The 21,013-nt window shown below is 69.3% G+C and carries 23 protein-coding genes; 16 read left to right on the plus strand and 7 right to left on the minus strand.

What is annotated here, in order from left to right; translation table 11 throughout:
- Position 1: 1 nt before the first annotated feature.
- On the plus strand, positions 2–976 hold the full coding sequence (gene hemB, locus Q9R27_RS01685) for a porphobilinogen synthase (protein WP_311250587.1): 975 nt from the start codon (positions 2–4) through the stop codon (positions 974–976).
- Between the two features lie 149 nt (positions 977–1,125).
- Here hemB and Q9R27_RS01690 read toward each other — a convergent pair whose 3' ends face one another.
- Positions 1,126–2,406: a lytic transglycosylase domain-containing protein gene (locus tag Q9R27_RS01690; RefSeq protein WP_311250588.1), complete on the minus strand. Its 1,281-nt coding sequence runs from the start codon at positions 2,404–2,406 to the stop codon at positions 1,126–1,128.
- A 252-nt stretch (positions 2,407–2,658) separates the two neighbouring features.
- On the opposite strand from Q9R27_RS01690, the gene hemL reads away from it, so the two are divergent.
- The 7 genes from hemL (at position 2,659) to Q9R27_RS01725 (ending at position 8,971) form a co-directional block, all read left to right on the plus strand.
- Positions 2,659–3,990, plus strand: coding sequence for a glutamate-1-semialdehyde 2,1-aminomutase (hemL, locus tag Q9R27_RS01695; protein ID WP_311250589.1), 1,332 nt, complete (start codon positions 2,659–2,661; stop codon positions 3,988–3,990).
- A complete protein-coding gene (locus Q9R27_RS01700) occupies positions 3,990–4,670 on the plus strand; it encodes a histidine phosphatase family protein (protein WP_311250590.1) in 681 nt (226 codons plus the stop codon). The genes hemL and Q9R27_RS01700 overlap by 1 nt, the downstream gene beginning before the upstream one ends.
- Positions 4,667–5,269 carry a TlpA disulfide reductase family protein gene (locus Q9R27_RS01705; protein WP_311250591.1) on the plus strand — a complete coding sequence of 201 codons (603 nt, stop codon included), beginning with the start codon at positions 4,667–4,669 and terminating at the stop codon, positions 5,267–5,269. The genes Q9R27_RS01700 and Q9R27_RS01705 overlap by 4 nt, the downstream gene beginning before the upstream one ends.
- On the plus strand, positions 5,262–6,011 hold the full coding sequence (locus tag Q9R27_RS01710) for a cytochrome c biogenesis protein CcdA (RefSeq protein WP_311250592.1): 750 nt from the start codon (positions 5,262–5,264) through the stop codon (positions 6,009–6,011). The genes Q9R27_RS01705 and Q9R27_RS01710 overlap by 8 nt, the downstream gene beginning before the upstream one ends.
- Positions 6,011–7,558 (plus strand): cytochrome c biogenesis protein ResB, encoded by a 1,548-nt coding sequence (locus Q9R27_RS01715; RefSeq protein WP_311250593.1) that lies wholly within the window; start codon positions 6,011–6,013, stop codon positions 7,556–7,558. The genes Q9R27_RS01710 and Q9R27_RS01715 overlap by 1 nt, the downstream gene beginning before the upstream one ends.
- Positions 7,555–8,607 (plus strand): c-type cytochrome biogenesis protein CcsB, encoded by a 1,053-nt coding sequence (gene ccsB / locus Q9R27_RS01720; protein WP_311250594.1) that lies wholly within the window; start codon positions 7,555–7,557, stop codon positions 8,605–8,607. Before Q9R27_RS01715 ends, ccsB begins: the two co-directional genes overlap by 4 nt.
- A 91-nt stretch (positions 8,608–8,698) precedes the next feature.
- Positions 8,699–8,971 (plus strand): hypothetical protein, encoded by a 273-nt coding sequence (locus Q9R27_RS01725; protein ID WP_311250848.1) that lies wholly within the window; start codon positions 8,699–8,701, stop codon positions 8,969–8,971.
- Positions 8,972–8,977: 6 nt separating this feature from the next.
- Here Q9R27_RS01725 and Q9R27_RS01730 read toward each other — a convergent pair whose 3' ends face one another.
- Positions 8,978–9,229 (minus strand): hypothetical protein, encoded by a 252-nt coding sequence (locus Q9R27_RS01730; RefSeq protein ID WP_311250595.1) that lies wholly within the window; start codon positions 9,227–9,229, stop codon positions 8,978–8,980.
- 63 nt (positions 9,230–9,292) lie between these two features.
- On the opposite strand from Q9R27_RS01730, the gene Q9R27_RS01735 reads away from it, so the two are divergent.
- On the plus strand, positions 9,293–9,565 hold the full coding sequence (locus Q9R27_RS01735; protein ID WP_311250596.1) for a DUF4229 domain-containing protein: 273 nt from the start codon (positions 9,293–9,295) through the stop codon (positions 9,563–9,565).
- A complete protein-coding gene (locus Q9R27_RS01740; RefSeq protein WP_311250597.1) occupies positions 9,562–10,647 on the plus strand; it encodes a PLP-dependent cysteine synthase family protein in 1,086 nt (361 codons plus the stop codon). The genes Q9R27_RS01735 and Q9R27_RS01740 overlap by 4 nt, the downstream gene beginning before the upstream one ends.
- Positions 10,648–10,653: 6 nt before the next feature.
- Here Q9R27_RS01740 and Q9R27_RS01745 read toward each other — a convergent pair whose 3' ends face one another.
- Genes Q9R27_RS01745 through Q9R27_RS01760 form a run of 4 tightly spaced genes read right to left on the minus strand, consistent with a single transcriptional unit; the run spans position 10,654 to position 13,055 of the window.
- Entirely contained in the window at positions 10,654–10,788 is a 135-nt protein-coding gene (locus Q9R27_RS01745; RefSeq protein WP_311250598.1) for a hypothetical protein, read from the minus strand.
- A 12-nt stretch (positions 10,789–10,800) separates the two neighbouring features.
- The gene (locus Q9R27_RS01750; RefSeq protein WP_311250599.1) at positions 10,801–11,646 is read right to left on the minus strand and encodes an acyl-CoA thioesterase domain-containing protein; all 846 of its coding nucleotides are present in this window, start codon (positions 11,644–11,646) and stop codon (positions 10,801–10,803) included.
- Positions 11,647–11,680: 34 nt separating this feature from the next.
- Positions 11,681–12,556, minus strand: a complete 876-nt coding sequence (locus tag Q9R27_RS01755; protein WP_311250600.1) for a 1,4-dihydroxy-2-naphthoate polyprenyltransferase — start codon at positions 12,554–12,556, stop codon at positions 11,681–11,683.
- A gap of 10 nt (positions 12,557–12,566) precedes the next feature.
- Entirely contained in the window at positions 12,567–13,055 is a 489-nt protein-coding gene (locus Q9R27_RS01760) for a GNAT family N-acetyltransferase (RefSeq protein WP_311250601.1), read from the minus strand.
- 36 nt (positions 13,056–13,091) lie between these two features.
- Between Q9R27_RS01760 and Q9R27_RS01765 the strand changes: the two genes are divergently transcribed.
- Genes Q9R27_RS01765 through menD form a run of 3 tightly spaced genes read left to right on the plus strand, consistent with a single transcriptional unit; the run spans position 13,092 to position 16,751 of the window.
- Positions 13,092–14,150 (plus strand): AMP-binding protein, encoded by a 1,059-nt coding sequence (locus Q9R27_RS01765; protein WP_311250602.1) that lies wholly within the window; start codon positions 13,092–13,094, stop codon positions 14,148–14,150.
- A 7-nt stretch (positions 14,151–14,157) separates the two neighbouring features.
- On the plus strand, positions 14,158–15,117 hold the full coding sequence (locus tag Q9R27_RS01770; RefSeq protein ID WP_311250603.1) for an o-succinylbenzoate synthase: 960 nt from the start codon (positions 14,158–14,160) through the stop codon (positions 15,115–15,117).
- Positions 15,114–16,751: a 2-succinyl-5-enolpyruvyl-6-hydroxy-3-cyclohexene-1-carboxylic-acid synthase gene (menD, locus tag Q9R27_RS01775; protein WP_311250604.1), complete on the plus strand. Its 1,638-nt coding sequence runs from the start codon at positions 15,114–15,116 to the stop codon at positions 16,749–16,751. The genes Q9R27_RS01770 and menD overlap by 4 nt, the downstream gene beginning before the upstream one ends.
- Here the strand turns inward: menD and Q9R27_RS01780 are convergent.
- On the minus strand, positions 16,744–17,811 hold the full coding sequence (locus Q9R27_RS01780; protein WP_311250605.1) for an oxygenase MpaB family protein: 1,068 nt from the start codon (positions 17,809–17,811) through the stop codon (positions 16,744–16,746). The two genes, menD and Q9R27_RS01780, sit on opposite strands and share 8 nt — an antisense overlap.
- A gap of 458 nt (positions 17,812–18,269) precedes the next feature.
- Here Q9R27_RS01780 and Q9R27_RS01785 point away from each other — a divergent pair, with 458 nt between their 5' ends.
- From Q9R27_RS01785 to Q9R27_RS01795, 3 genes are read left to right on the plus strand one after another with little or no spacing between them, the layout of a single operon-like run.
- Positions 18,270–19,481 (plus strand): ABC transporter substrate-binding protein, encoded by a 1,212-nt coding sequence (locus Q9R27_RS01785; RefSeq protein ID WP_311250606.1) that lies wholly within the window; start codon positions 18,270–18,272, stop codon positions 19,479–19,481.
- 4 nt (positions 19,482–19,485) lie between these two features.
- Positions 19,486–20,307 carry an ABC transporter ATP-binding protein gene (locus tag Q9R27_RS01790; RefSeq protein ID WP_311250607.1) on the plus strand — a complete coding sequence of 274 codons (822 nt, stop codon included), beginning with the start codon at positions 19,486–19,488 and terminating at the stop codon, positions 20,305–20,307.
- Positions 20,304–21,008, plus strand: a complete 705-nt coding sequence (locus Q9R27_RS01795; protein WP_311250608.1) for an ABC transporter ATP-binding protein — start codon at positions 20,304–20,306, stop codon at positions 21,006–21,008. The genes Q9R27_RS01790 and Q9R27_RS01795 overlap by 4 nt, the downstream gene beginning before the upstream one ends.
- The last annotated feature ends 5 nt before the right edge of the window (positions 21,009–21,013 follow it).

Consider the following 21,013-nt stretch of genomic DNA (forward strand, 5'->3'; position numbering starts at 1 on the left):
GATGGACCTGCCGATCCGCCCGCGGCGGCTGCGGGGCACCGCGGCCCTGCGGGCGATGGTCAGCGAGACCTCGCTCGAGCCGCGCCAGCTGGTGCTGCCGCTCTTCGTCCGCGAAGGGATCGATGCACCGGTCCCGATCGGCTCGATGCCCGGCGTCGTCCAGCACACCCGGTCCTCGCTGCGCCAGGCGGTCGCCGAGGCGGCCGGACTCGGGCTCGGCGGAGTGATGCTCTTCGGGGTGCCCGAGCGGAAGGACGCCATCGGGTCCGGGGCACTGGCCGAGGACGGGATCCTCAACGTCGCGATCACTGACGCAGTCGCCGAGGTGGGTGACGCGCTCACCGTGATGAGCGACCTGTGCCTGGACGAGTTCACCGACCACGGCCACTGCGGCGTCCTGGACGGCGAAGGGCGGGTCGACAACGACGCGACACTGGCGGTGTACGCCGAGATGGCGCGGGCGCACGCCGCTGCCGGGGCCCACATGGTCGGACCGTCCGGGATGATGGACGGCCAGGTCGGCGTGATCCGTGCTGCCCTCGACGGGGCCGGACACCACGACGTGGCGATCCTGGCCTATTCGGCGAAGTATGCCTCCGCCTTCTATGGCCCCTTCCGCGAGGCCGTGGACTCATCGTTGGTCGGGGACCGGCGGACCTATCAGCAGGACCCGGGCAACGGCCTGGAGGGCGTCCGTGAGGCGCTGCTCGACGTCGCCGAGGGCGCTGACATCGTGATGGTGAAGCCGGCAATGGGCTTCCTGGACGTGGTGCGCCGGGTCCGCGACGCCGTGGACGTCCCGGTGGCTGCCTACAACATCTCGGGGGAGTATTCGATGGTCGAAGCCGCCGCGGCCAACGGCTGGATCGACCGCGAGGCGGCGATCCTGGAGACGCTCACCTCGATCCGCCGGGCCGGTGCCGACGTGGTGCTGACCTATTGGGCGGCCGAGGCCGCTCGCTTGCTGCGCGGCTGACCCGGGCGCGACCTTTCGGCCTTCCCCGGGCGCGACCTTTCGACCTTCCCCGGGCGCGCATGGTGCACATGCACCAGTTCGGCCCCCGAATCGATGATCCGAGGGCCGAACGGGTGCATATGCGCGGCTTCAACGCCGCAACGGTCAGATCAGCGAGCCAGGCCGAGTGCCCGCAGGATGCCGGTGATCACGCCGGAGTCGTTCTTGGCGCCGGTCAGCATGGCCACGCAGTCAGCATGCTTGGGGCTAAGGCTGAACGGCAGGCACAGTGTCCTGGCCAGGGCCGAGGAGATCAGGTTGTCGACCGGCTTGATGACCTCTTCCACGATCGGCTCAAGGGCTTCCTCGACCGGCTCGGTGATCGGCTTGAGCGGCTCGGTGACCGGCTTCAACGCCTCCTTGACCGGCTCCAGCGGCCCGGTCGTGCTCTTGCCGGAGTCGGAATTGCCGTTGCCGCCGGTGTTGCCGGACTGGCCACCCGTGCCCGCATTGCCGCCGTTGCCCTCGGTCGAGGAGTCACCGGTGGACGTGCTCGGCGGGGTCACCTTCTCCGGAGCACCTAGGATGGCGCCGTTGGAGGGGCGGGTGAAGTTGTAGCTCGGCGGGATGTAGAGCGCCGAGGTGGTGTTGTTCGGCACCGTGGAGTAGTTGCCGGACTGGTAGGCCTTCATGATCGAGAGGACCAGGTCGACGTACTTCTCGGAGTGGTTGTAGCGGTAGACCGCCGCACGCTGGCCCGAGTCGGTGGACAGGTCGTCCTTGCCGGAGCAGAGGTAGACGGCCGCGGCCAGGGCGGCGTCGTCGATGTCCTGCGGGTTGCGCTGGCCGTCGCCGTCGGCGTCCACGCCCACGACCGACCAGGTCGACGGGATGAACTGCATCGGGCCGACCGCACGGTCGAACTCGGTGTCGCGGTCGTACTGGCCACCGTCGGTGTCGGTGATCCGCTGGGTGCCGTTGGTGCCGTCCAGCGGGATGCCGTAGATACCGGGACGGGAGACGCCGTCCTTGCCGAGGGTGTTGTTGCCGTAGCGACCATGGTCGGACTCGACCCGACCGATGGCGGCGAGCAACTGCCACGGCAGCTTGCAGCTGGCGTCGGCGGCGTTGATCACCGTCGCGGCCCGCTGGTAGGCGGCCAGTGCGGCGTCCGGTACGCCGTTGGTGGAGGCAGCAGCGACGATCCGCTCGGTGGAGCCCTGCGGGACGCCCAGGCCAATGGAGCCCGGGGTGGAGAAGCTGGCCGGGTCCTCGATGACCTGGGTCGGCACCGAGGTGCCGTCAGGCAGGACGCCCTGGTCGGAGGCGCTGGCCGCGGTGGTGCCGGCAACGCCGACGCCGAGCAGGCTCGCGGTCCACGCGGTCGAGAGCAGGGCCAACGGAACGAGGGCAGCGCCCCTCTGGAATCGTCCGAATGGTTTCTTCGTCATGCGAGTGTGTCTCCCCAATAGGTGTCTGTGCTGACCCGCTGCTCCCTCAAGCCCAGGTATTCAACCAACGAAGTCTCTCATGATGAGTTACGCCACACCACTTCCGTGTGACGCCGATCTCGTGGATTGATGCCCCGTGCCGCCGGCCTGTCGCAGATGGGACGGGCAGGGCGATGGGGTATGACGCGACAATCACCGACCAATTTGCGCCCGGGTGTGCGCGGCCTTGGGCCGGTCGGCGACAATGACCCGGTGACCCGCACAACCGCCTTGCCCACGACCGCCTCGGCCGAATTCTTCGACCGGGCCCGGGCGGTGACTCCCGGGGGCGTGAACTCACCGGTGCGCGCGTTCAGCGCCGTCGGCGGCACGCCCCGCTTCATCCGCTCCGCCGCCGGCGCCTGGCTCACCGACGTCGACGGCAACGAGTACGTCGACCTGATCTGCTCCTGGGGCCCGATGCTGCTGGGCCACGCCCACCCCGAGGTGCAGGCCGCGGTCGCCGAGGCAGTCGCGCGCGGTACGTCGTACGGGACCCCGACGGTGCCGGAGGTCGAACTGGCCGAGGAGATCGTGGCGCGTGCCCCGATCGAGGCGGTCCGCTTCGTCTCCTCGGGCACCGAGGCCACCATGTCCGCGATCCGCCTCGCCCGCGGCTTCACCGGCCGCGACATCATCGTGAAGTTCGCCGGCTGCTACCACGGCCACGTGGACTCGTTGCTCGCCCAGGCCGGCTCCGGGCTGGCCACCCACGCCGTGACCAGCACTCCGGGCGTCCCCGAGGCGTTCGTCGCCCAGACCCTGGTGATCGGCTACAACGACCCGGAGGCGTTGGCGGACGTCTTCGCCACCCACGGTGACCGGATCGCCGCGGTGATCACCGAGGCCGCCCCCGGCAACATGGGGGTGGTCCCGCCACGGCCGGGCTTCAATCGACTCCTGGCCGAGACCTGCCGCGAGCACGGCGCCCTGTTCATCTCCGACGAGGTGATGACCGGTTTCCGCGCCAGCAGGCAGGGCCAGTGGGGCCTCGACGGCGCCGTCGAGGGATGGCGACCCGATCTGGTCACCTTCGGCAAGGTGATGGGCGGTGGCTTTCCCGCCGCGGCCTTCGGCGGCCGCGCCGACGTGATGGCCCACCTCTCGCCCGAGGGACCGGTCTATCAGGCCGGCACGCTGAGCGGGAACCCGATCGCCACCACCGCCGGACTGGCCACGCTCCGGCTGGCCACCGACGAGGTCTATGACCACATCACCGCCGCCGGCGACGCGATCAAGGCCGCCACCGCCGAGGCGCTCACCGCCGCCGGGGTGCCGCACCGGATCCAGGCCACCGGCACCATGTTCTCGGTCTTCTTCCGCGGCGGCGAGGTCCACGACTTCGACGACGCGAACGACCAGTCGCTCCCGGCGTACGCCGCGTTCTTCCACGCCATGCTCGACGCGGGCGTCTACCTGCCGCCCTCGGCGTACGAGACGTGGTTCCTCTCCAGCGCCCACGACGACCGCGCGGTGCAGCACGTGATCGACGCCCTTCCCGACGCCGCCCGCGCGGCTGCCGCCGCCATGACAACGGAGTCCTGATGACCGAGAAGACGATCGTCCACCTGCTTCGCCACGGCGAGGTGCACAACCCCGAGGGCGTGCTCTATGGCCGGATGGATGGCTACCACCTCTCCGAACTGGGCAAGCAGATGGCGCAGACCGTCGCCGACGCGATCAGCGACCGCGACATCACCCTGCTGATCTCCTCGCCGCTGGAGCGGGCCCGGGAGACCAGCCAGCCGCTGGCCGAGGCGCGGGGCCTGGAGGTCCGCATCGACGAGCGGATCATCGAGTCTGGCAACGTCTTCGAGGGCGAGCGGTTCGGGGCCGGCGCCAACGCGCTGAAGAACCCCGCCAACTGGCGCCACCTGTGGAACCCGTTCAAGCCGTCGTGGGGCGAGCCGTTCACCGAGGTCGCGGCCCGGATGATGGCCGCGGTGTACGACGCCCGCGACGCCGCCCGGGGCCACGAGGCGGTCCTGGTCTCGCACCAGTTGCCGATCTGGACCACCCGGCTCCACGTCGAGAAGCGCTCCTTCCTGCACGACCCGCGCAAGCGCCAGTGCACGCTCTGCTCGCTGACCTCGCTCCACTTCACCGGCGACGAGCTCACCTCGCTCTCCTATTCGGAACCGGCCGGCCACCTGATCCCGGTCAAGGACAAGGCCGCGCCCTTCTCCGCCGGCAACGCCCCCGAGGAGAACCGGCCGACCGCATGAGCCGTACGACGCACCGCGCCCGGTCCTGGCGCGCCCTGGCGGCGCTGCTCGCCGTGGCCGCCCTCCTGTGGGCCAGCGCCTGTTCCAACCTGGAGGGGGCGGGGGAGAAGGGGTATGTCTCCGGCAACGGGCAGATCACCGAACTGCCGCCCGACGCCCGCAAGGCGCCGGTGGAGTTGACCGGCACCGACCTGGACGGGGAGGCGCTCTCGCTGGCGGACTACCGCGGCAAGGTGGTCGCCATCAACGTGTGGGGCAACTGGTGCTCGGAGTGCCACGAGGAGGCCGAGGACATCGTCGAGGCCGCCAACCGGGCCGACCCCGACCAGGTCGCCTTCCTCGGGATCAACACCCGTGACCCGTCCCGGGAGACCGCGCAGAGCTTCGTGCGGCGCTATGAGTTGCCGTTCCCGTCGTTCTTCGACGGCAGCACCGGCAGTTCTCTGCTCGCCTTCCACGGCAGCCTGACGCCGTACGCAACCCCCAGCACCGTGGTCCTGGACCGCCAGGGTCGGGTCGCGGCCGTCATCCTCGGCGAGATCCCCAGCGCCGCGGTGCTGACCACCGTCATCGAGCAAGTCGTGAACGAAGATGGGTGACTTCTTCCGCGAGTCGGCCATGTCCGGCTCACTGGCCATCGCGCTGCCGGTCGCCCTGGTCGCCGGACTGGTCTCGTTCTTCTCCCCGTGCGTGATCCCGCTGCTGCCGGCGTACCTCTCCTATGCCACCGGGCTCTCCGGCGCCGAACTGGAGAACGCCCACCGCGGCCGGATGCTGGCCGGATCGGTGCTCTTCGTGCTCGGGTTCGCGGTCGTCTTCGTCAGCCTGGGCGCCGTCTCCGGTGCGTTCGGCGAGGCGCTGTGGGAGCACCGGCGCACGGTGACCGTGGTGATGGGCGTGCTGGTGATCGGGCTGGGTCTCGCCTTCGCCGGACTGGTGCCTTTCCTGCAGCGCGACGTACGCGTGCATGCGGTGCCCGCCGTCGGGTTGGCGGCGGCCCCCTTCCTCGGCTTCCTCTTCGGCCTCGGCTGGGCGCCGTGCATCGGCCCCACCCTCGGTGCGATCCTCACCCTGGGCATCAACGAGGCGACCGTGGCGCGCAGTGCGGTGCTGGCCGGTGTCTATGCGCTCGGGCTCGGCGTCCCGTTCATCCTGGCCGGGCTGGCCTATCGCCGCGCGCTCGGTGCGTTCGCGGTGATCCGGCGCCACCAGGTGTGGGTGACCCGGGCCGGCGGGCTGATGCTCGTGGTGCTCGGCCTGCTGCTGGTCACCGGATGGTGGGACCACGCGGTGAACTGGGTCCAGGTCCACCTCGTCAACGACTTCCGGGTGGGTGTGTGATGGCTGCTCCCGAGCTCAACTTCGTCGAACTGATGCGCTGGACATGGCGCCAGCTCTGCTCCATGCGTACGGCGCTGGTGTTGCTGTTGCTGCTCGCCCTGGCGGCCGTGCCGGGCTCGGTGATCCCGCAGACCGACGTGGACGCCTTCGCCGTGGCACGGTGGAAGGAACAGCACCCGAACCTGACCCCGGTCTATGAGTGGCTGGGGCTCTTCGACGTCTTCTCCTCGGTCTGGTTCGCGGCGATCTACCTGCTCCTGGTCGTCTCCCTGATGGGCTGCATCCTGCCCCGGTGCAAGGTCTATTGGCAGGCGATGCGGGCCCGGCCGCCGCGCGCCCCGCGCAACCTGCTCCGGCTGCCCAACTCCACGACGTACGTCAGCGACGCGTCGGCCGACGAGGTGCTGGCCAAGGCCCACCAGGTGCTGCGCAAGCGGCGCTTCCGTGTCGACCCGGCCGGCGATGGCGACGCGGTGGCCGCCGAGCGCGGCTATCTGCGCGAGGCCGGCAACCTGCTCTTCCACGTCTCGATCTTGATCGTGATGGCCGGCTTCGCGGTCGGCTCGCTCTTCGGCTATCGCGGCGGCGTGATCATCGTCCAGGGGCAGGGCTTCTCCAACAACCTCTCCCAGTACGACGACTTCGCGCCCGGTGCGATGACCACCGTCGACGACCTGGAACCGTTCTCGCTGGTGCTCGACGACTTCGACCTGGACTGGATCCAGTCCGGGCCGCGCAAGGGCATGGCCCAGCGGTTCGTGGCGAGCCTCTCCTACACCGAGGAACCCGGCGCCGAGCCCCGGACCTATGACCTGCGGGTGAACCACCCGCTCTCGATCGGCGGCACCGACGTCTTCCTGATCGGACACGGCTATGCGCCCTCGGTGACCGTCCGCGACGCAGAAGGCGACATCACCTTCTCCGGGCCGGTGGTCTGCCTGCCCGAGGAGATGGCCACCTTCCGCTCGTTCTGCGTGATCAAGGCCCCCAACGCACAACCCGACGGGATCGGCCTGGAGGGCTATCTCTATCCGACGTTCGCGCTGATCGACGGCGACCCCCAGTCGATCTTCGGCGACGACCGGAACCCGCGCCTCTCCCTGCTCGCCTACACCGGTGACCTCGGCCTGGGCCAGGGCACCTCGCAGTCGGTCTATGTGCTGGACAAGTCGCAGATGACCCAGGTGACGAAGGACGACGGCTCCATGTTCCGCGTCGACCTCTTCCCCGGCGAGAGCGTCGAATTGCCCGGCGGTGCGGGTGAGGTCACCTTCGAGGGGATCCAGCCGTGGGTGCGGATCCAGTTGAGCAAGACGCCGGGGATGATGGTGGCGCTGGGTGGCGTCGTACTGGCGCTGCTGGGCCTGCTGGGATCGCTCTTCATCCGGCCCCGCCGGGCCTGGGTGCGGGCGCGCGAGGAGGACGGTGGGACCGTGGTCGAGGTGGCGGTGCTGGACCGCTCCGGCGCGGGCGAACCCGGAAGTGAGATCGTGGACCTGGTCGCCGCGTTGCGTGGCGACCTGCCGGAGAAGGAGAGCAAGACGTGACGAACACCGAGTGGGAGACCCTCAGCAACCAGGCGGTGACCATCTGCGGCATCGTCTACTTCCTGGCACTGCTCGCACACTCGGCCCAATGGGCCAGCCTGCGCAAGCTGCCCGCCGACGAGACCCCGACCACGGGCAGTGTGGCGACCTTCGGTCGCTTCGGGGTGTTGCTGACCGCGCTCGCGTGCGGCGTCCACCTCGTGGCGCTGGTGGGACGCGGGATGGCCGCGGACCCCAACCGGGTGCCCTGGGGGAACATGTATGAGTTCACCCTCTCGGCCACCTTTGTGGCGGTGCTGGGCTATCTGGTGCTCTATCGCCGGTTCGGGCTCGGCTGGCTGGCACCGTGGGTGCTCGGCTTCGTCTTCGTGGTGCTGATGATGGACGTGCTCTGGCTGCACGAGCCGGTGGCGCCGCTCACCGAGTCGCTGAACAGCTCGCCGTGGCTGGTGATCCATGTGGTCTCCGCAGTGTTGGCGACCGGGGTCTTCTCGCTCGGTGGGCTGATCTCGATCCTCTACCTGTTCAAGGCTCGGCAGGTGACCCGTGACGCCGCTCGCCAGCCGGAACTGGTCGGCGCCGGTGGCGGTCCCGCCGCTGACGACGTGGCGACCGGTGCCGGCTCGGCAGCCGCCGACGCGCCTGCCGCCGCCCGAGGCGTCCTGGCCCGGGTGCCGATGCCCGAGCAGCTGGACCGACTGGCCTACCGACTGCACGCGTTCGCGTTCCCGGTGTGGACCTTCGCCGTGCTCATCTCCGGTCCGATCTGGGCCCACCAGGCCTGGTCGCGTTATTGGGGCTGGGACCCCAAGGAGGTCTGGGCCTTCATCACCTGGGTCGTCTATGCGGCATACCTGCACGCCCGGGCGACGGCCGGTTGGAAGGGCCCCAAGGCGGCGGTGGTCGCGCTGGTCGGCTTCGCCACCCTGCTCTTCAACTTCGTCGGGATCAACTACTTCTTCGGGGGCAGCTCGCAGCACTCGTACGCCGCGCCGGCGCCGACGTCGGTGCACGGGCCGGCGCTGGCTGGCGACGTACTGCGTGCGTAGGGGCCAAGGGCGCCCTCGTCACGAGTAGCCGCTTGGCAAGTAACCTTGCGGCAAGCCGGAGACGGCCTGCCCGCAAGAAATACCTCAGGTGATGACGATGCGCCCTTCTCTCGAAGATCTGATCAAGAACGCTGACCGGCTTGCTGACGCGTTCGAAGGACATGAGCCCGACGAGGCAGATTTCGACGCACCCCTGCCGCCCTTGATGGCAGTGAAGCTGGCAGCCTTCCGTCGTGCTGCCGCCGAGAAGGAACTTGCGGAGGCGATTGCCGCGGCCCGAGTGGCCCGCCTCTCCTGGCGCGAGCTGGGCGAAGCGATCGGGACCAGCGGCGAAGCCGTCAGGCAGCGCTACGCCGCCTCCTGAGGAAGCTCAGGAGTCCTTGCCGGGTTCGCGGCCCTGGTCCCTGCGCCTGGTGCGCCGGTTGAGGTCGCGCAGGAACTCCGGGTCGTCGTCGGGGCCGATCGGGCCCGACGGCCGCGTGGGGCCGGGACGGCGTACCGCTCCGGAACCGCCCGAGCCACCGAAGCCGCGCCGGAAGATGGCGCCACGGGTCTCGATCAGTCGGACCAGCAGGTAGACGACCAGTACGACGACCACGATGACCAGGATGAACTTGCCCACGCCCCAAGGGTAGTCCTCCGGGCCAACGCGTGGGTCTGTGTCCCGGCAACTAGAGTGGGGCAGGTGAAGGACTTCGCCATCTACACCCTGCTCCGCATCGGCCTCTTCCTCGGTGCATTCGGCATCACCATGGGGATCTGGAGCCTCTTCACCGACAACGCCGACCTGCTCTGGCTCGGCTCGCTGATCGTCGCCTTCCTGGTCTCCGGCATCGTCTCCTACGTCGTGCTGGATCCCTACCGGCGCCGTTTCGCGCACCGGATCGAGGAGCGCGCCTCCCGGGCAGCGAGCAAGTTCGACGAGCGCAAGGCCGCCGAGGACGACGACTCGCGATGACCCATCGGGCCGGGGACCGGAGCTGGCTCAACGAGGCCATCCGCAAGGTCGAGGCGGACGCCAACCGCTCGGCCGACACCCACCTGCACGCCTTCGGGCTCCCCGGTGACTGGGGCATCGACCTCTACCTCAAGGACGAGTCGGTCCACCCCACCGGCTCGCTGAAGCACCGGTTGGCCCGCTCGCTGTTCCTGCACGCGCTGTGCAACGGATGGATCCACGCCGACACCACGATCATCGAGGCATCCTCGGGGTCGACCGCGGTCTCGGAGGCCTACTTCGCCCGGCTGATCGGGCTGCCGTTCATCGCGGTGATGCCGGCCTCCACCTCGCCGGAGAAGATCGCGCTGATCGAGTTCCACGGCGGCCGCTGCCACCTGGTCGACGACCCGTCCACGATCTATGCCGAGTCGCGCCGCCTGGCCGTCGAGACCGGCGGCCACTACATGGATCAGTTCACCCACGCCGAGCGGGCCACCGACTGGCGCGGCAACAACAACATCGCCGAGTCGATCTTCGAGCAGATGTCCGCCGAGCGGCACCCGGTTCCGGCCTGGGTGGTGGTCGGCGCCGGCACCGGTGGCACGTCGGCGACGATCGGTCGCTATGTGCGCTACCGCCGGCTGGAGACGCAGGTCTGCGTGGTCGACCCGGAGAACTCCGCCTTCTATCCGGCGTACTCCTCGGGCGATCCGGACGCCGTCGGTGGTGCATCGCGGATCGAGGGGATCGGCCGCCCCCGGGTGGAGCCGTCGTTCCTGCCCGGGGTGGTGGACCACATGATGCAGGTGCCGGACGCCGCCTCGATCGCCGCGGCGCGCTGGTGCAGCGCGGTCTCCGGCCGCTCGGTCGGCGGGTCCACCGGGACGGCGCTGTGGGGTGCGCTGCGACTGATCGACGACATGCGCTCGATGGGGAAGACCGGCTCGGTGGTCACCCTGCTCTGCGATGGCGGTGACCGTTATGCGCGCACCTATTACGACGACGACTGGCTGGCGGCCCAGAGCATCGACATCACGCCGTACGCCGCGACGCTGGAGCAGTTCGCCACCACCGGTGAGTGGCGCGAACCAGCAGTTTGAGTCGGCCTACTTGCGCTGGTTGAGGCGCCGCTCGATGCGCGAGGTCGGTTGGCCGAGGATCTTGGCCAGGATCGGCGCCCGCAACTTGTAGACGACGAAGCCTGCGGCAAGGATCGCGAGGATGATCAGGAACGTGGTCATGGCTCCACTGTCTCAGACGCCGGGGGAGGTGGCGCGCTCGCCGTTGTCCAGGTAGCCGATCGACTCGAAGTCCACGGTCCGCTTCGCGTTGGCCAGGCCGGTGAGCACGGTGGTGCCGATCGGGCCGGAGCGGTCGAAGACGGTGGCGGTGCCGACCACCAGGCCGTCGTGCTCGACGCGGTCCAGGGCGGAGATGCCGACCTGGACGCCCTCGGGGAGGCGGGCCAGGTAGAGCGTGATGTCGGAGTTGATGAACTCCACGCCCTTGCTGCCCCAGTTGGCGACCATGCTGGTCGCGTCGGCAACGCTCGCGGCGGAGGTGAAGCGGCTGTTCGGCTCGCCGTCGATGATCGGTACGCCGGTCTGCCAGGTGGTCTTGCGGCTCGGGTTCTGGTGCTCGGTGAAGTCCTGGCTCCACCCGGCCTCGCTGTGGAAGAACGGCACGTGCGGCGCGTCACCGACCGGGGCGATCTCCAGTGGCGGCGGGCTCGGTCGCTCGGTGGGGCTCCATGCCTCGCCGTGGCTGACGCCGCCGGGCTTCAGGAAGGTGGCCGCGGCCCGCGCGACCGTCTCCCCGTCCTGGACCAGGAGGGCGTCGACGAGCAGGATCCGGCTGCCCTTGCGTACGACGCGCGCCTCGACGTTGGTCGGGCCCATCGCGGCGGGGCGGAACATGTCGACGGAGAACTTCGCCGGCACCAGGTCGGCCAGGCCGAGTTCGTGCTGCAGCCGCTCGGCGCCCCACGCCAGCAGGCCGGAGACGGCGACGCCGTGCATCTGCTTGTCACTCCACAGGCTCTGGGCGAGCTCGCGGGGCACGAAGGTCTCGCCGTCGCGGACGAAGAAGGCCAGGGGCATGGGTGGAGTCTCCTCGGTCGGTTGTCTGGGCCAATCATTGCAGCAGGAGGGGGGCGAAGAGACCCAGTCCCAGCAAGAGCTCGGCGACGCCGGTCCGCCCGAGCACCGGGACCAGCGCAGGGCCATTCGCCCGGTCCACGATCACGGCCCGGCAGGCGCCCACCATCGGTACGGCGTACACCAGGGCGACCAGCGCCCACCACGTCGTCGTCAGCGCGACGCCCACCACCGCGATCGCGGCAGCCACGGTGAGCAGGACGAAGAAGATGCGGGTCCGCTCGTCGCCCAGCACCACGGCCAGGGTCCGCTTGCCCACCTCACGGTCGGTCGGGATGTCACGCAGGTTGTTGGCGACCAGGATGGCGCAGGCAAGCGCACCGATCGCGCACCCGGCGTACAGCGCGGCCAGTTCGAACCCGTCCACCTGCACGTACGTCGTGCCGATCACCGCGACCAGGCCGAAGAAGACGAAGACCATCACCTCGCCCAGGCCGAGATAGCCGTACGGCTTCTCCCCGCCGGTGTAGAACCAGCCAGCCAGGATGCAGGCCACCCCGACGGCGACCAGCCACCAGGCAGTGGTCGCCGCCAGCACCAGGCCCGCCACCGCAGCCACCCCGAACGCGGCGAACGCGGCCATCTTGACCGCCCGCGGGGACGCCGCACCGGAGCCGACCAGGCGCATCGGACCGACCCGGTCCTCGTCGGTGCCACGGATGCCGTCGGAATAGTCATTGGCGTAGTTGACCGCCACCTGCAGCGCCAGCGCCACCACCATGGCCAGCGCGGCCTTGCCCCACACCACCTCGTCGACGTACGCCGCGACGCCGGTGCCGGCGAGCACCGGAGCAACGGCAGCAGGCAGGGTCCGCGGCCGGGCGCCGGCCAGCCAGTGCGCAGGAGTGGTCACGGGGAGTGATTCAAGCAGGCCCGGCGCCGGCACCGGCAGGCCGGACCATGTCGACGTGCGGGATGTCGTCCTCCAGGTAGGTCTCGCCGACCGGCGCGAACCCGTGCCGGCCGTAATAATCAGCCAGGTGCGCCTGCGCCGAGAGCAGCACCTCGGCGTCCGGCCACTCGCGGGTGCACACGGCGAGCGCCTCGCGCATCAGGGCGTGGCCCGAGCCGCCGCCACGGTGGTCGGGGTCGATCACCACCCGCCCGATCCGGGCCCGCGGGCCTGCCGTGCCCGGTGCCAGCACCCGGGCAGTGGCCACCACACGGCCATCGGGCTCCGGGGCGAGGCCGAGCACGTGGTGGGTCTCGCCGGTGACGTCGAGTCCGTCGATGTCGACATAGTCGGGACACTCCTGCTCGACGACGAAGACCTGGTGGCGCAACCGGAGCAGGTCATGCATCGCCCGGCCGTCGACGTCGCTGTGGTGGAGGCTGGTCCAGGTCAGGGTCACGCCACGATTCTCGCACCGACCGATAGCGTGACGGGTGTGAGTTCCCCTGCGACCGACCCGCTCCGACCCGTCACCGGCTCCCCGCACGAGGTGATCGAGGCAGTGCGCGGCTGGCTGCACGCCGAGACCGAGCCCGAGTCGCTGGTGGTGGAGACCTCGGGCTCCACCGGCGCACCCAAGCAGGTGCTGCTTTCGCGTGCCGCGATGCTCGCCTCGGCGCACGCCACCCACGAACGGCTCGGCGGCGCAGGGCAGTGGCTGCTGGCGCTGCCGCCGGCGTACGTCGCGGGGTTGCAGGTGATCGTCCGCTCGCTGGCCGCGGAGGCCGAACCGGTGGTCGTCGATGACCACCCGTCGCTGGCCGACGCGGTCGCCGCGATGGACGCCGGGCGCCGCTATGCGTCGCTGGTGCCGACCCAGCTGCACCGGATGTCCGATGGCGACCTGGCCGCACTCGCCACGCTGGACGCGGTGCTGCTCGGCGGCGGTCCGATCGACCCGGACCTGCGCCGGCGCGCCGCCGACCGGGGCATCACCATCGTGGCCACCTACGGATCGAGCGAGACCAGCGGCGGCTGCGTCTATGACGGACGGCCGCTGGACGGCGTACGGGTGGAGGTCGACGAGGACGAGCGGATCCGGATCGGTGGCCCGACCCTCTTCGACGGTTATCAGCACGACCCGGAGCTCACTGCCCAGGTGCTGGTCGACGGCTGGTTCCTCACCTCCGACATCGGCCGGATCGACGATGGTCTCGTGCAGGTGCTGGGTCGTCTCGACGACGTGGTGATCAGCGGCGGCACCAACATCCCGGCCACCGCTGTGGCGCGACGACTGGGCCGCCACGTGGCCATCGACGACGTCCAGGTGCTCGGCGTGGACGACGAGGAGTGGGGCCAGCGGGTGGTCGCCTTCGTGGTGCCCGCCGCCGGGCTCGACGGGGCGCTCACCCTGGACGCACTGCGCGACTGGGTCGCCACCGAGCACCCGCGCACGTGGGCACCGCGGCAACTGGTGGTGCTCGACGCGATCCCGCTGTTGGAGAACGGCAAGCCCGACCGCGGCCTGCTCCGTGCCCTGGCAGACCGGATCTGAGGGCGCGATGAGGACCTGGTCGATCCCGCTGCGGACCCGGTTCCGCGGCATCACTCACCGCGAGGGCGTGCTGCTCCGCGGTGACGCCGGATGGGGGGAGTGGAGCCCGTTCCTGGAGTACGACGCCGCCGTCGCCGAGCCGTGGCTGCGCTGCGCCGAGGAGAGCGCGCACGGCGACCTCCCCGCCCTCGTGCGTGACCGGGTGCCGGTCAACGTCACCGTGCCGGCCACCGACCCGGCCCGGGCGCAGGCGATCGTGGCCGGTGGCGGTTGCCGCACCGCGAAGGTGAAGGTGGCCGAGCCGGGCCAGGCGCTGGCCGATGACATTGCCCGGGTCGAGGCGGTCCGCGACGCGCTTGGACCCGATGGACTGATCCGGGTCGACGCGAACGGGGCCTGGTCCGTCGACGAGGCGGTGGCCGCGATCCGGGAACTGGACCGGGCTGCCGGTGGGCTGGAGTACGTCGAGCAGCCGTGCGCCTCCGTGGAGGACCTTGCCCGGGTACGCCGCCGGGTCGAGGTGGCGATCGCGGCGGACGAGTCGATCCGCCGCGCCGCCGACCCCTACCGGGTCCGTGACCTCGATGCCGCCGACATCGCCGTGCTCAAGGTGCAGCCCCTGGGCGGCGTACGGGCCTGCCTGCGGATCGCCGAGGACATCGGGCTGCCGGTGGTGGTCTCCAGCGCCATCGAGACGTCGGTGGGGATCGCCACCGGCCTCGCGCTGGCCGCGGCGCTGCCCGAGTTGCCGCATGCCTGTGGCCTGGCCACGGTGCAGATGCTCCGTGATGACGTGGTGGCCGAGCCGCTGCTCCCGGTCGACGGGATGCTGCCGGTGGGCCGTCCGACCGTGCTGGACGAGGCGCTGGACCGGGTGCAGGCGCCCCCGGACCGGGTGGCGCACTGGGCGGCCCGGCGAGCCGAGGTGGAGGCATGGCGGGCGGCGCGGCAGGATCTGCATCCATGAGCCCCCCGCGCGCGAACCCGTCGACGCTGCTGGCCCGCGCCTTGATCGACGCCGTGCTCGCCGCAGGGGTCCGCGAACTGGTGCTGGCTCCGGGGTCACGCAATGCGCCGCTGGCCTTTGCTGCCTGGGACGCCGCCTCGCTGGGACGGTGCCGGTTGCACACCCGCATCGACGAGCGGAGTGCCGGGTTCCTGGGGCTGGGCCTCGGGCTCGGCGCGTCCACCTCGCGCGCCGCGGTGATCTGTACGTCGGGCACGGCCGTGGCCAACCTGCATCCGGCGGTCCTGGAGGCAGCGCATGCCGGCGTACCGCTGGTGTTGCTCACGGCGGACCGGCCCGCGTCGCTGCGTGGCACCGGCTCCAGCCAGACCACCGACCAGGTGCGGATCTTCGGTGCCGCGGCGGAGTTCTTCGACGTCGCCGCCGAACCGGACCTGGAGCCGGTCCGGTCGGCGCTGGCTCGGGGCGGTGGGCCGACCCATGTCAACGTCCAGTTCGCGCCGCCGCTGGTGCCCGACCAACCCTGGCTGCAGTCCTCGGCGCTGCAGTCCTCGACGCCGGGCCCGGTCGTCACGCGGTCCGCCCCGGCGCCCGCACCTGTCGCCCTGGCACCGGGTCCGCGGACCGTGGTGGTGGCCGGGGATGGTGCTGGCCCGGCAGCACGCCGGCTGGCCGAGGCCGGGAACTGGCCGTTGCTGGCTGAGCCGACCAGCGGCGCCCGCACCGGCGACAATGCGATCCGCACCTACCGACTCCTGCTCGACGGGTCGCTGGGTGAGCGGATCGAACGGGTCGTGGTGGCTGGGCACCCCACCCTCTCCCGGCCGGTGACCGCGCTGCTGGGGCGCACGGACGTCGAGGTCTGCTCGGTGCGCGAACCCGGGTTCTGGGGCGCGCGGCCGTTCCCGGTCGCGACCGAGGCAGCGGCATTCAGCGCGGAACCTGATGACCCGGCCTGGCTGGAGGAGTGGCGCGCCGCTGACCGGGTCCTCGCGGCGGAGGTCGACCGCCTGCTCGCCGACGAGGGTGAGTTGACCCCGTGGCACGTCGCGGCCGCGGTGGGGCGCGCCGTACCTCCGGGTGGGCTGCTCTTCGTGGGCGCCTCCAGCCCGATCCGCGACCTGGACCTGATGGCCCGCCCCTGGCCCGTCGGCGAGCGGCGCAAGGTGGTCGCCAACCGGGGCCTGGCCGGCATCGACGGCACGGTCTCGTCGGCGATCGGCGCCGCGCTGGCGCGCCCGCCCGGTGCCCGCAACCTCGCGCTGATGGGGGACGTGACCTTCCTGCACGATGCGGGCGGCCTCGTCGCCGGCCCGCGCGAGGCGCGTCCGGACCTGAGCATCGTGGTGGTCAACGACGACGGCGGCTCGATCTTCACGGTGCTGGAACAAGGGGCCGCGCAGTACGCCGCGCAGTACGACGATCTCTTCGGCACTCCGCACGGCGTCGACCTCGCGGCCCTGTGCGCGGCGACCCGGACCCCGCACTGGCGGGTTGAATCCCTGCCCGAGTTGGAACAGGCGCTGACCTCGCCCAATGGCGGGGTCGAGGTGATCGAGGTGCGGGTACGTCGCGACAACCGGCGGGCGATCGACGCCCGGTTCAGGGCCCTGGCCGGCCCGCAGCTCAGCTGACCGGGCCGAGGATCTCCTGCGACTCCAGCAGGCCCTCGTCGCTCGGCCTGCCGCCGTTGCCGAAGACGCGCTCGGCCTGGCGAGCCCGGAACTCCAGATGAGCCTCGCGGGGCCGCTGGTAGCCGTAGCGCTCCCTTGCCTGGGCCGGAGTCAGCGTCTCCGGATTGCTCGGTTCGATGCCGAGCAGGATCGGAGCCACCACCGGGACCGTGGCCGGGGAGAGGTAGCCGAGGAGCGCGAGCTCGATGCGCGGATGCACCTGGGCGGACCAGAACGCGACGCGCATGATCGGGCGGACGGCGATGTCGACCAGCCGGGACTGCCGGCAGCCGCCCATCTCCCGCATCCAGCGCGGCATGGTGGAGATCGTGGCCGCCCGGAGCAACCTGCCGACTGCCCAGGATGCCGGGGTGAGCACCTTGGGCACCGGCGGCAGCATCACCCGGGCGTCGAGCAGGTGCGCCATCATGTCGGTGGCGATCTTCGAGCCGAGCAGTTGCGGGCGCATCTTCTCGTAGTAGGCGTGCAACTCCTCTCGCGAGGTCGGGATGTCGGCCTGGTCGCAGGTCTGCAGCTCGGCGGCGATCTTGCACTCGCGCCAGTACTGCGCCTCGTCGGCGGCGGAGAGCTTGCCGGGCCCGAACATCTCGTAGGCCTTCAGGATCGAGTGCCAGGCGGTCAGGTGGATCCACAGCTGCGAGTCGGGGTCGTTGGCGTCGTACCGGATGCCGGTGACCGGGTCGGTGCCGATCGCCTTGGAATGGATCCGGACCAGCACGTCGGCCGCCTTGGAGGTGCTGCGGGTGTCGCCGAAGGCGACCATCGCGAAATAGCGCAGGGTGCGGTCATAGCGGGTCCGCGGTCGATAGCGCACGTCGTTGGTGGTCTCCACAGCGGCGACCAGGGCCGGGTCGAGTTCCTCGATCACCACGGCTCGCTGGAAGCCCACGGTGAGTGAGGTCGGATAGCTCCACACCTTCCAGGTGACGGAGTCCGGGCCGAAGAAGCCGTGGTCCTCGTGTGGTTCGACGGCCTTGCCCTGCTTGAGCGCGATGGCCATGGGGCCTCCCTGTCTCGATGACTTTCCCTAATTACTACACAGATGTAGCAATTAGGGAAGGGGGCGATGTTCCCTGAGGTGAGTTTGGTGCCTTTCGGGCCATGCCCACTTCGCCGGCGCGTGAAGAGAAGTTCAGGTCCTCCACTGAAAATCGACAGTTGCTGGCCTTGGTTTGCGTCATGCCTGGACTGGATTGAGGGCACGCGGGTCAGTCGACGAGCCCGGACTCCGGGTCGGTTGGGTAGGTGTCGCACCAAAGCTCCTTGACGTGAACAATCCTTCAGGCCTCCCAGATCCCTCTTGAGCCACCGAAACCCCTTATTTCAAGGCTTTTTAGACCACTCTTGCCAAGAAGCAAAGCCCAATTTAGTGTATGACGCACGTCATGTTGCACGAATCACATTACTGAGAGGTTTGCCATGAATCGTCGTCTCGTTCACGCGCTGATTGCAGGATCCTTGGCCGCATTCGCCCTGGCGGGCTGTGGTTCCAGCCGCGATGCTGCCGAAGGGCTTGATGGATGTGATCCCGGATTCACCGACACCTCGATCAAGTTCGGATCCAGCACCATGCAGTCTGGCGCTGCTGCTGCCTACCGCGCGATGCCCCAGGCCTCGCTTGCCCTCTTCGATGAGATCAATGCGGACGGCGGTGTCCTGATGGGTGACGGGACAAAGCGCACGATCGAATTCGTCAGCATGGATGACGCCTATGACCCGGCCCGCACGGTGAAGAACACCCGAGAGCTCATCGAGAAGGACAATGTCTTCGCCATCTTCCAGGCTGCGGGGACCTCGCCCACCTTGGCCATCATCGACTACGCATCCGGAGCAGGGGTTCCGATCATGTTCGGCACCACGGGTTCTGACGAATTCCAAGCCAAGAGTGACGAGGGTGCGATGATCACCGCCTTCATGCTGCCGCAAGTCTCGTTCGAGAACGAGGTGATGGTCGCTGGGATCGAGGCGCTCGACGCGGATGCGAAGATCGCCGTCCTCTATCCGAATGACGGGCTGGGCAAGGGCAGCTTGGCCGGACTCAAGGAGTTGATCAAGGACACCGACATGGAGGTGGTCGGTGAGCAGTCCTACGAGCAGACCTCGACGACGGTCGACTCCCAGGTGGTCAACCTCAGCAACTCCGGAGCGGACGTCTTCGTCAACTTCGGTACCGGAACCTTCGTGACTCAAGCGCTGAAGAAGGCCCACGAACTCGACTGGGACGTGGAGAAGTTCGTGATCTCCGCGTCCACCGACGCCTCCACGGTGCTCGGTCCTGCCGGCCCGGGCGCGGCCGAGGGGGTCAGGTCGGTTGCTTGGACCTATGACGTGAGCAATGACGCGAACAACGCCGTCGAAGGCGTGACCAAGTGGCGCGAGTTCGCGGAGCGCAACAAGGACCGGGTTGACAGCCACAACGTGATCGCAGCGATGGGCTACACCAACGCCCAACTCCTCATCCAAGCGCTTCAGGAGTTCGACGGCTGCACGCGCAAGGAACTCTTCGAGACCGTCCGGGGCATGGAGGGGATGTCCGTGGACCTCGGCCTCGAGGGGATCACCTTTGGTAGCGGCGACCCGGACTACCCGTACGCGATCACCTCCATGGCGACGATGCAGTTCGTCGATGGGAAGTGGGTCTACGGCGATGTCATCAGCCGCGGGAACTGAATCCGTGAGCCACCTCGACACCGTGTCCGGGGGCGCCGCTGCGGCAGCCGCCCCCGGCTCGGTACCGGCGCTCCGCATCGATCAGGTCCGGGTCGAGTTCGGCGGCATCGTCGCCCTCGACTCTGCGGTGCTGACGGTGGAGCAGGACCAAGTGATGGGCTTGATCGGCCCGAACGGCGCCGGGAAGACGACCCTGTTCAATTGCGTCAGCCGGCTGTACCAGCCGAACGCAGGAAGCATTGAGGTCTTCGGGACGGAAGTCCTGGCCATGCGGCCGGACCAGATGGCTGGTCTGCGTGTCGCGCGAACGTTCCAGAACGTCGGCGTCTTCGGCAGCGAGACGGTGTTGGACAACGTGATGCTCGGCGCCCATGTCCGAACCCGGGCAGGCATGTGGGCCACCTCGCTGGGCTTGCCCTCGGTGCGTCGTACGGAGCATAGGGAGCGCGAGCGGGCCATGGGCTTCCTCGAGGAACTCGAGTTGGATCGCCACGCCGGTGAGTTGGCGGGCGACCTGCCCTTCGGGTCGCTCAAGCGGCTCGAACTGGCGCGCGCGCTGATGATGCAGCCTCGATTGCTGATGCTGGATGAGCCGGCCAATGGGCTGATCCACGAAGAGGTCATGGAGTTGGCCGAACTGGTCCGTCGACTGCGCGCCCAGCACGAACTCGCCGTGTTGCTGGTCGAACACAACATGGACATGGTCTCCAGCCTTTGCGACGCGGTGACAGTTCTTGATCTCGGACGCACGATCGCCGTGGGGACTGCGGATGAGGTGCGCAGTGATCCACGCGTGGTCGAGGCCTATCTCGGAGGTGCGGAATGACGTTCTTTGCGATAACAGGGCTGACTGCTGGCTACGGCCAAGGCACTGTGCTCCACGGCATCGACATTGCTGTCGAAGAAGGAGACATCGCTGTCATCCTTGGCGCCAACGGTGCAGGCAAGACCACCTTGATGAGGACGATCACCGGAATGTTGCGTCCACGTGGTTCGGTGCAGCTCGAAGGCGTCGAGATCGCAGGTCGCAAGCCTCATGTCATTGCTCGACTCGGAATCGCACACGTACCTCAGGGCCGCGGGACCTTCACGGATCTGACGGTCGAGGAGAACCTTCGGGTCGGTGGGAATCGGCTCGCCGAGAACGAACTACGGTCCTCCATCGCACGGTGGTACGACTTCTTCCCGCGCCTGGGCGACCGGGCTGATCAATTGGCCGGCGGGATGAGTGGGGGAGAGCAGCAGATGCTCGCCATTGCTCGAGCGTTGATATCGCAGCCGCGATTGCTCCTGCTTGATGAGCCATCGCTGGGTCTGGCTCCCAAGATCACCTCCGAGGTCTTCGGAGTACTGACTGAGATCAACGCCGAGACCGGAATCACGGTGCTGGTCGTGGAGCAGAACGCGAAGGTGGCACTGGCCGCCGCCAGCAAGGGTTTCGTCATGGAGTCCGGACGGATCATCCGCTCGGGCCCTGCCGCCTCGATGCGGGATGACGACGAGATCCGCCGCGCCTACTTGGGATGAGGAAT

The sequence above is a fragment of the Nocardioides sp. AE5 genome (assembly GCF_031844485.1).
In the GTDB taxonomy this organism is placed as follows: Bacteria; Actinomycetota; Actinomycetes; order Propionibacteriales; family Nocardioidaceae; genus Nocardioides.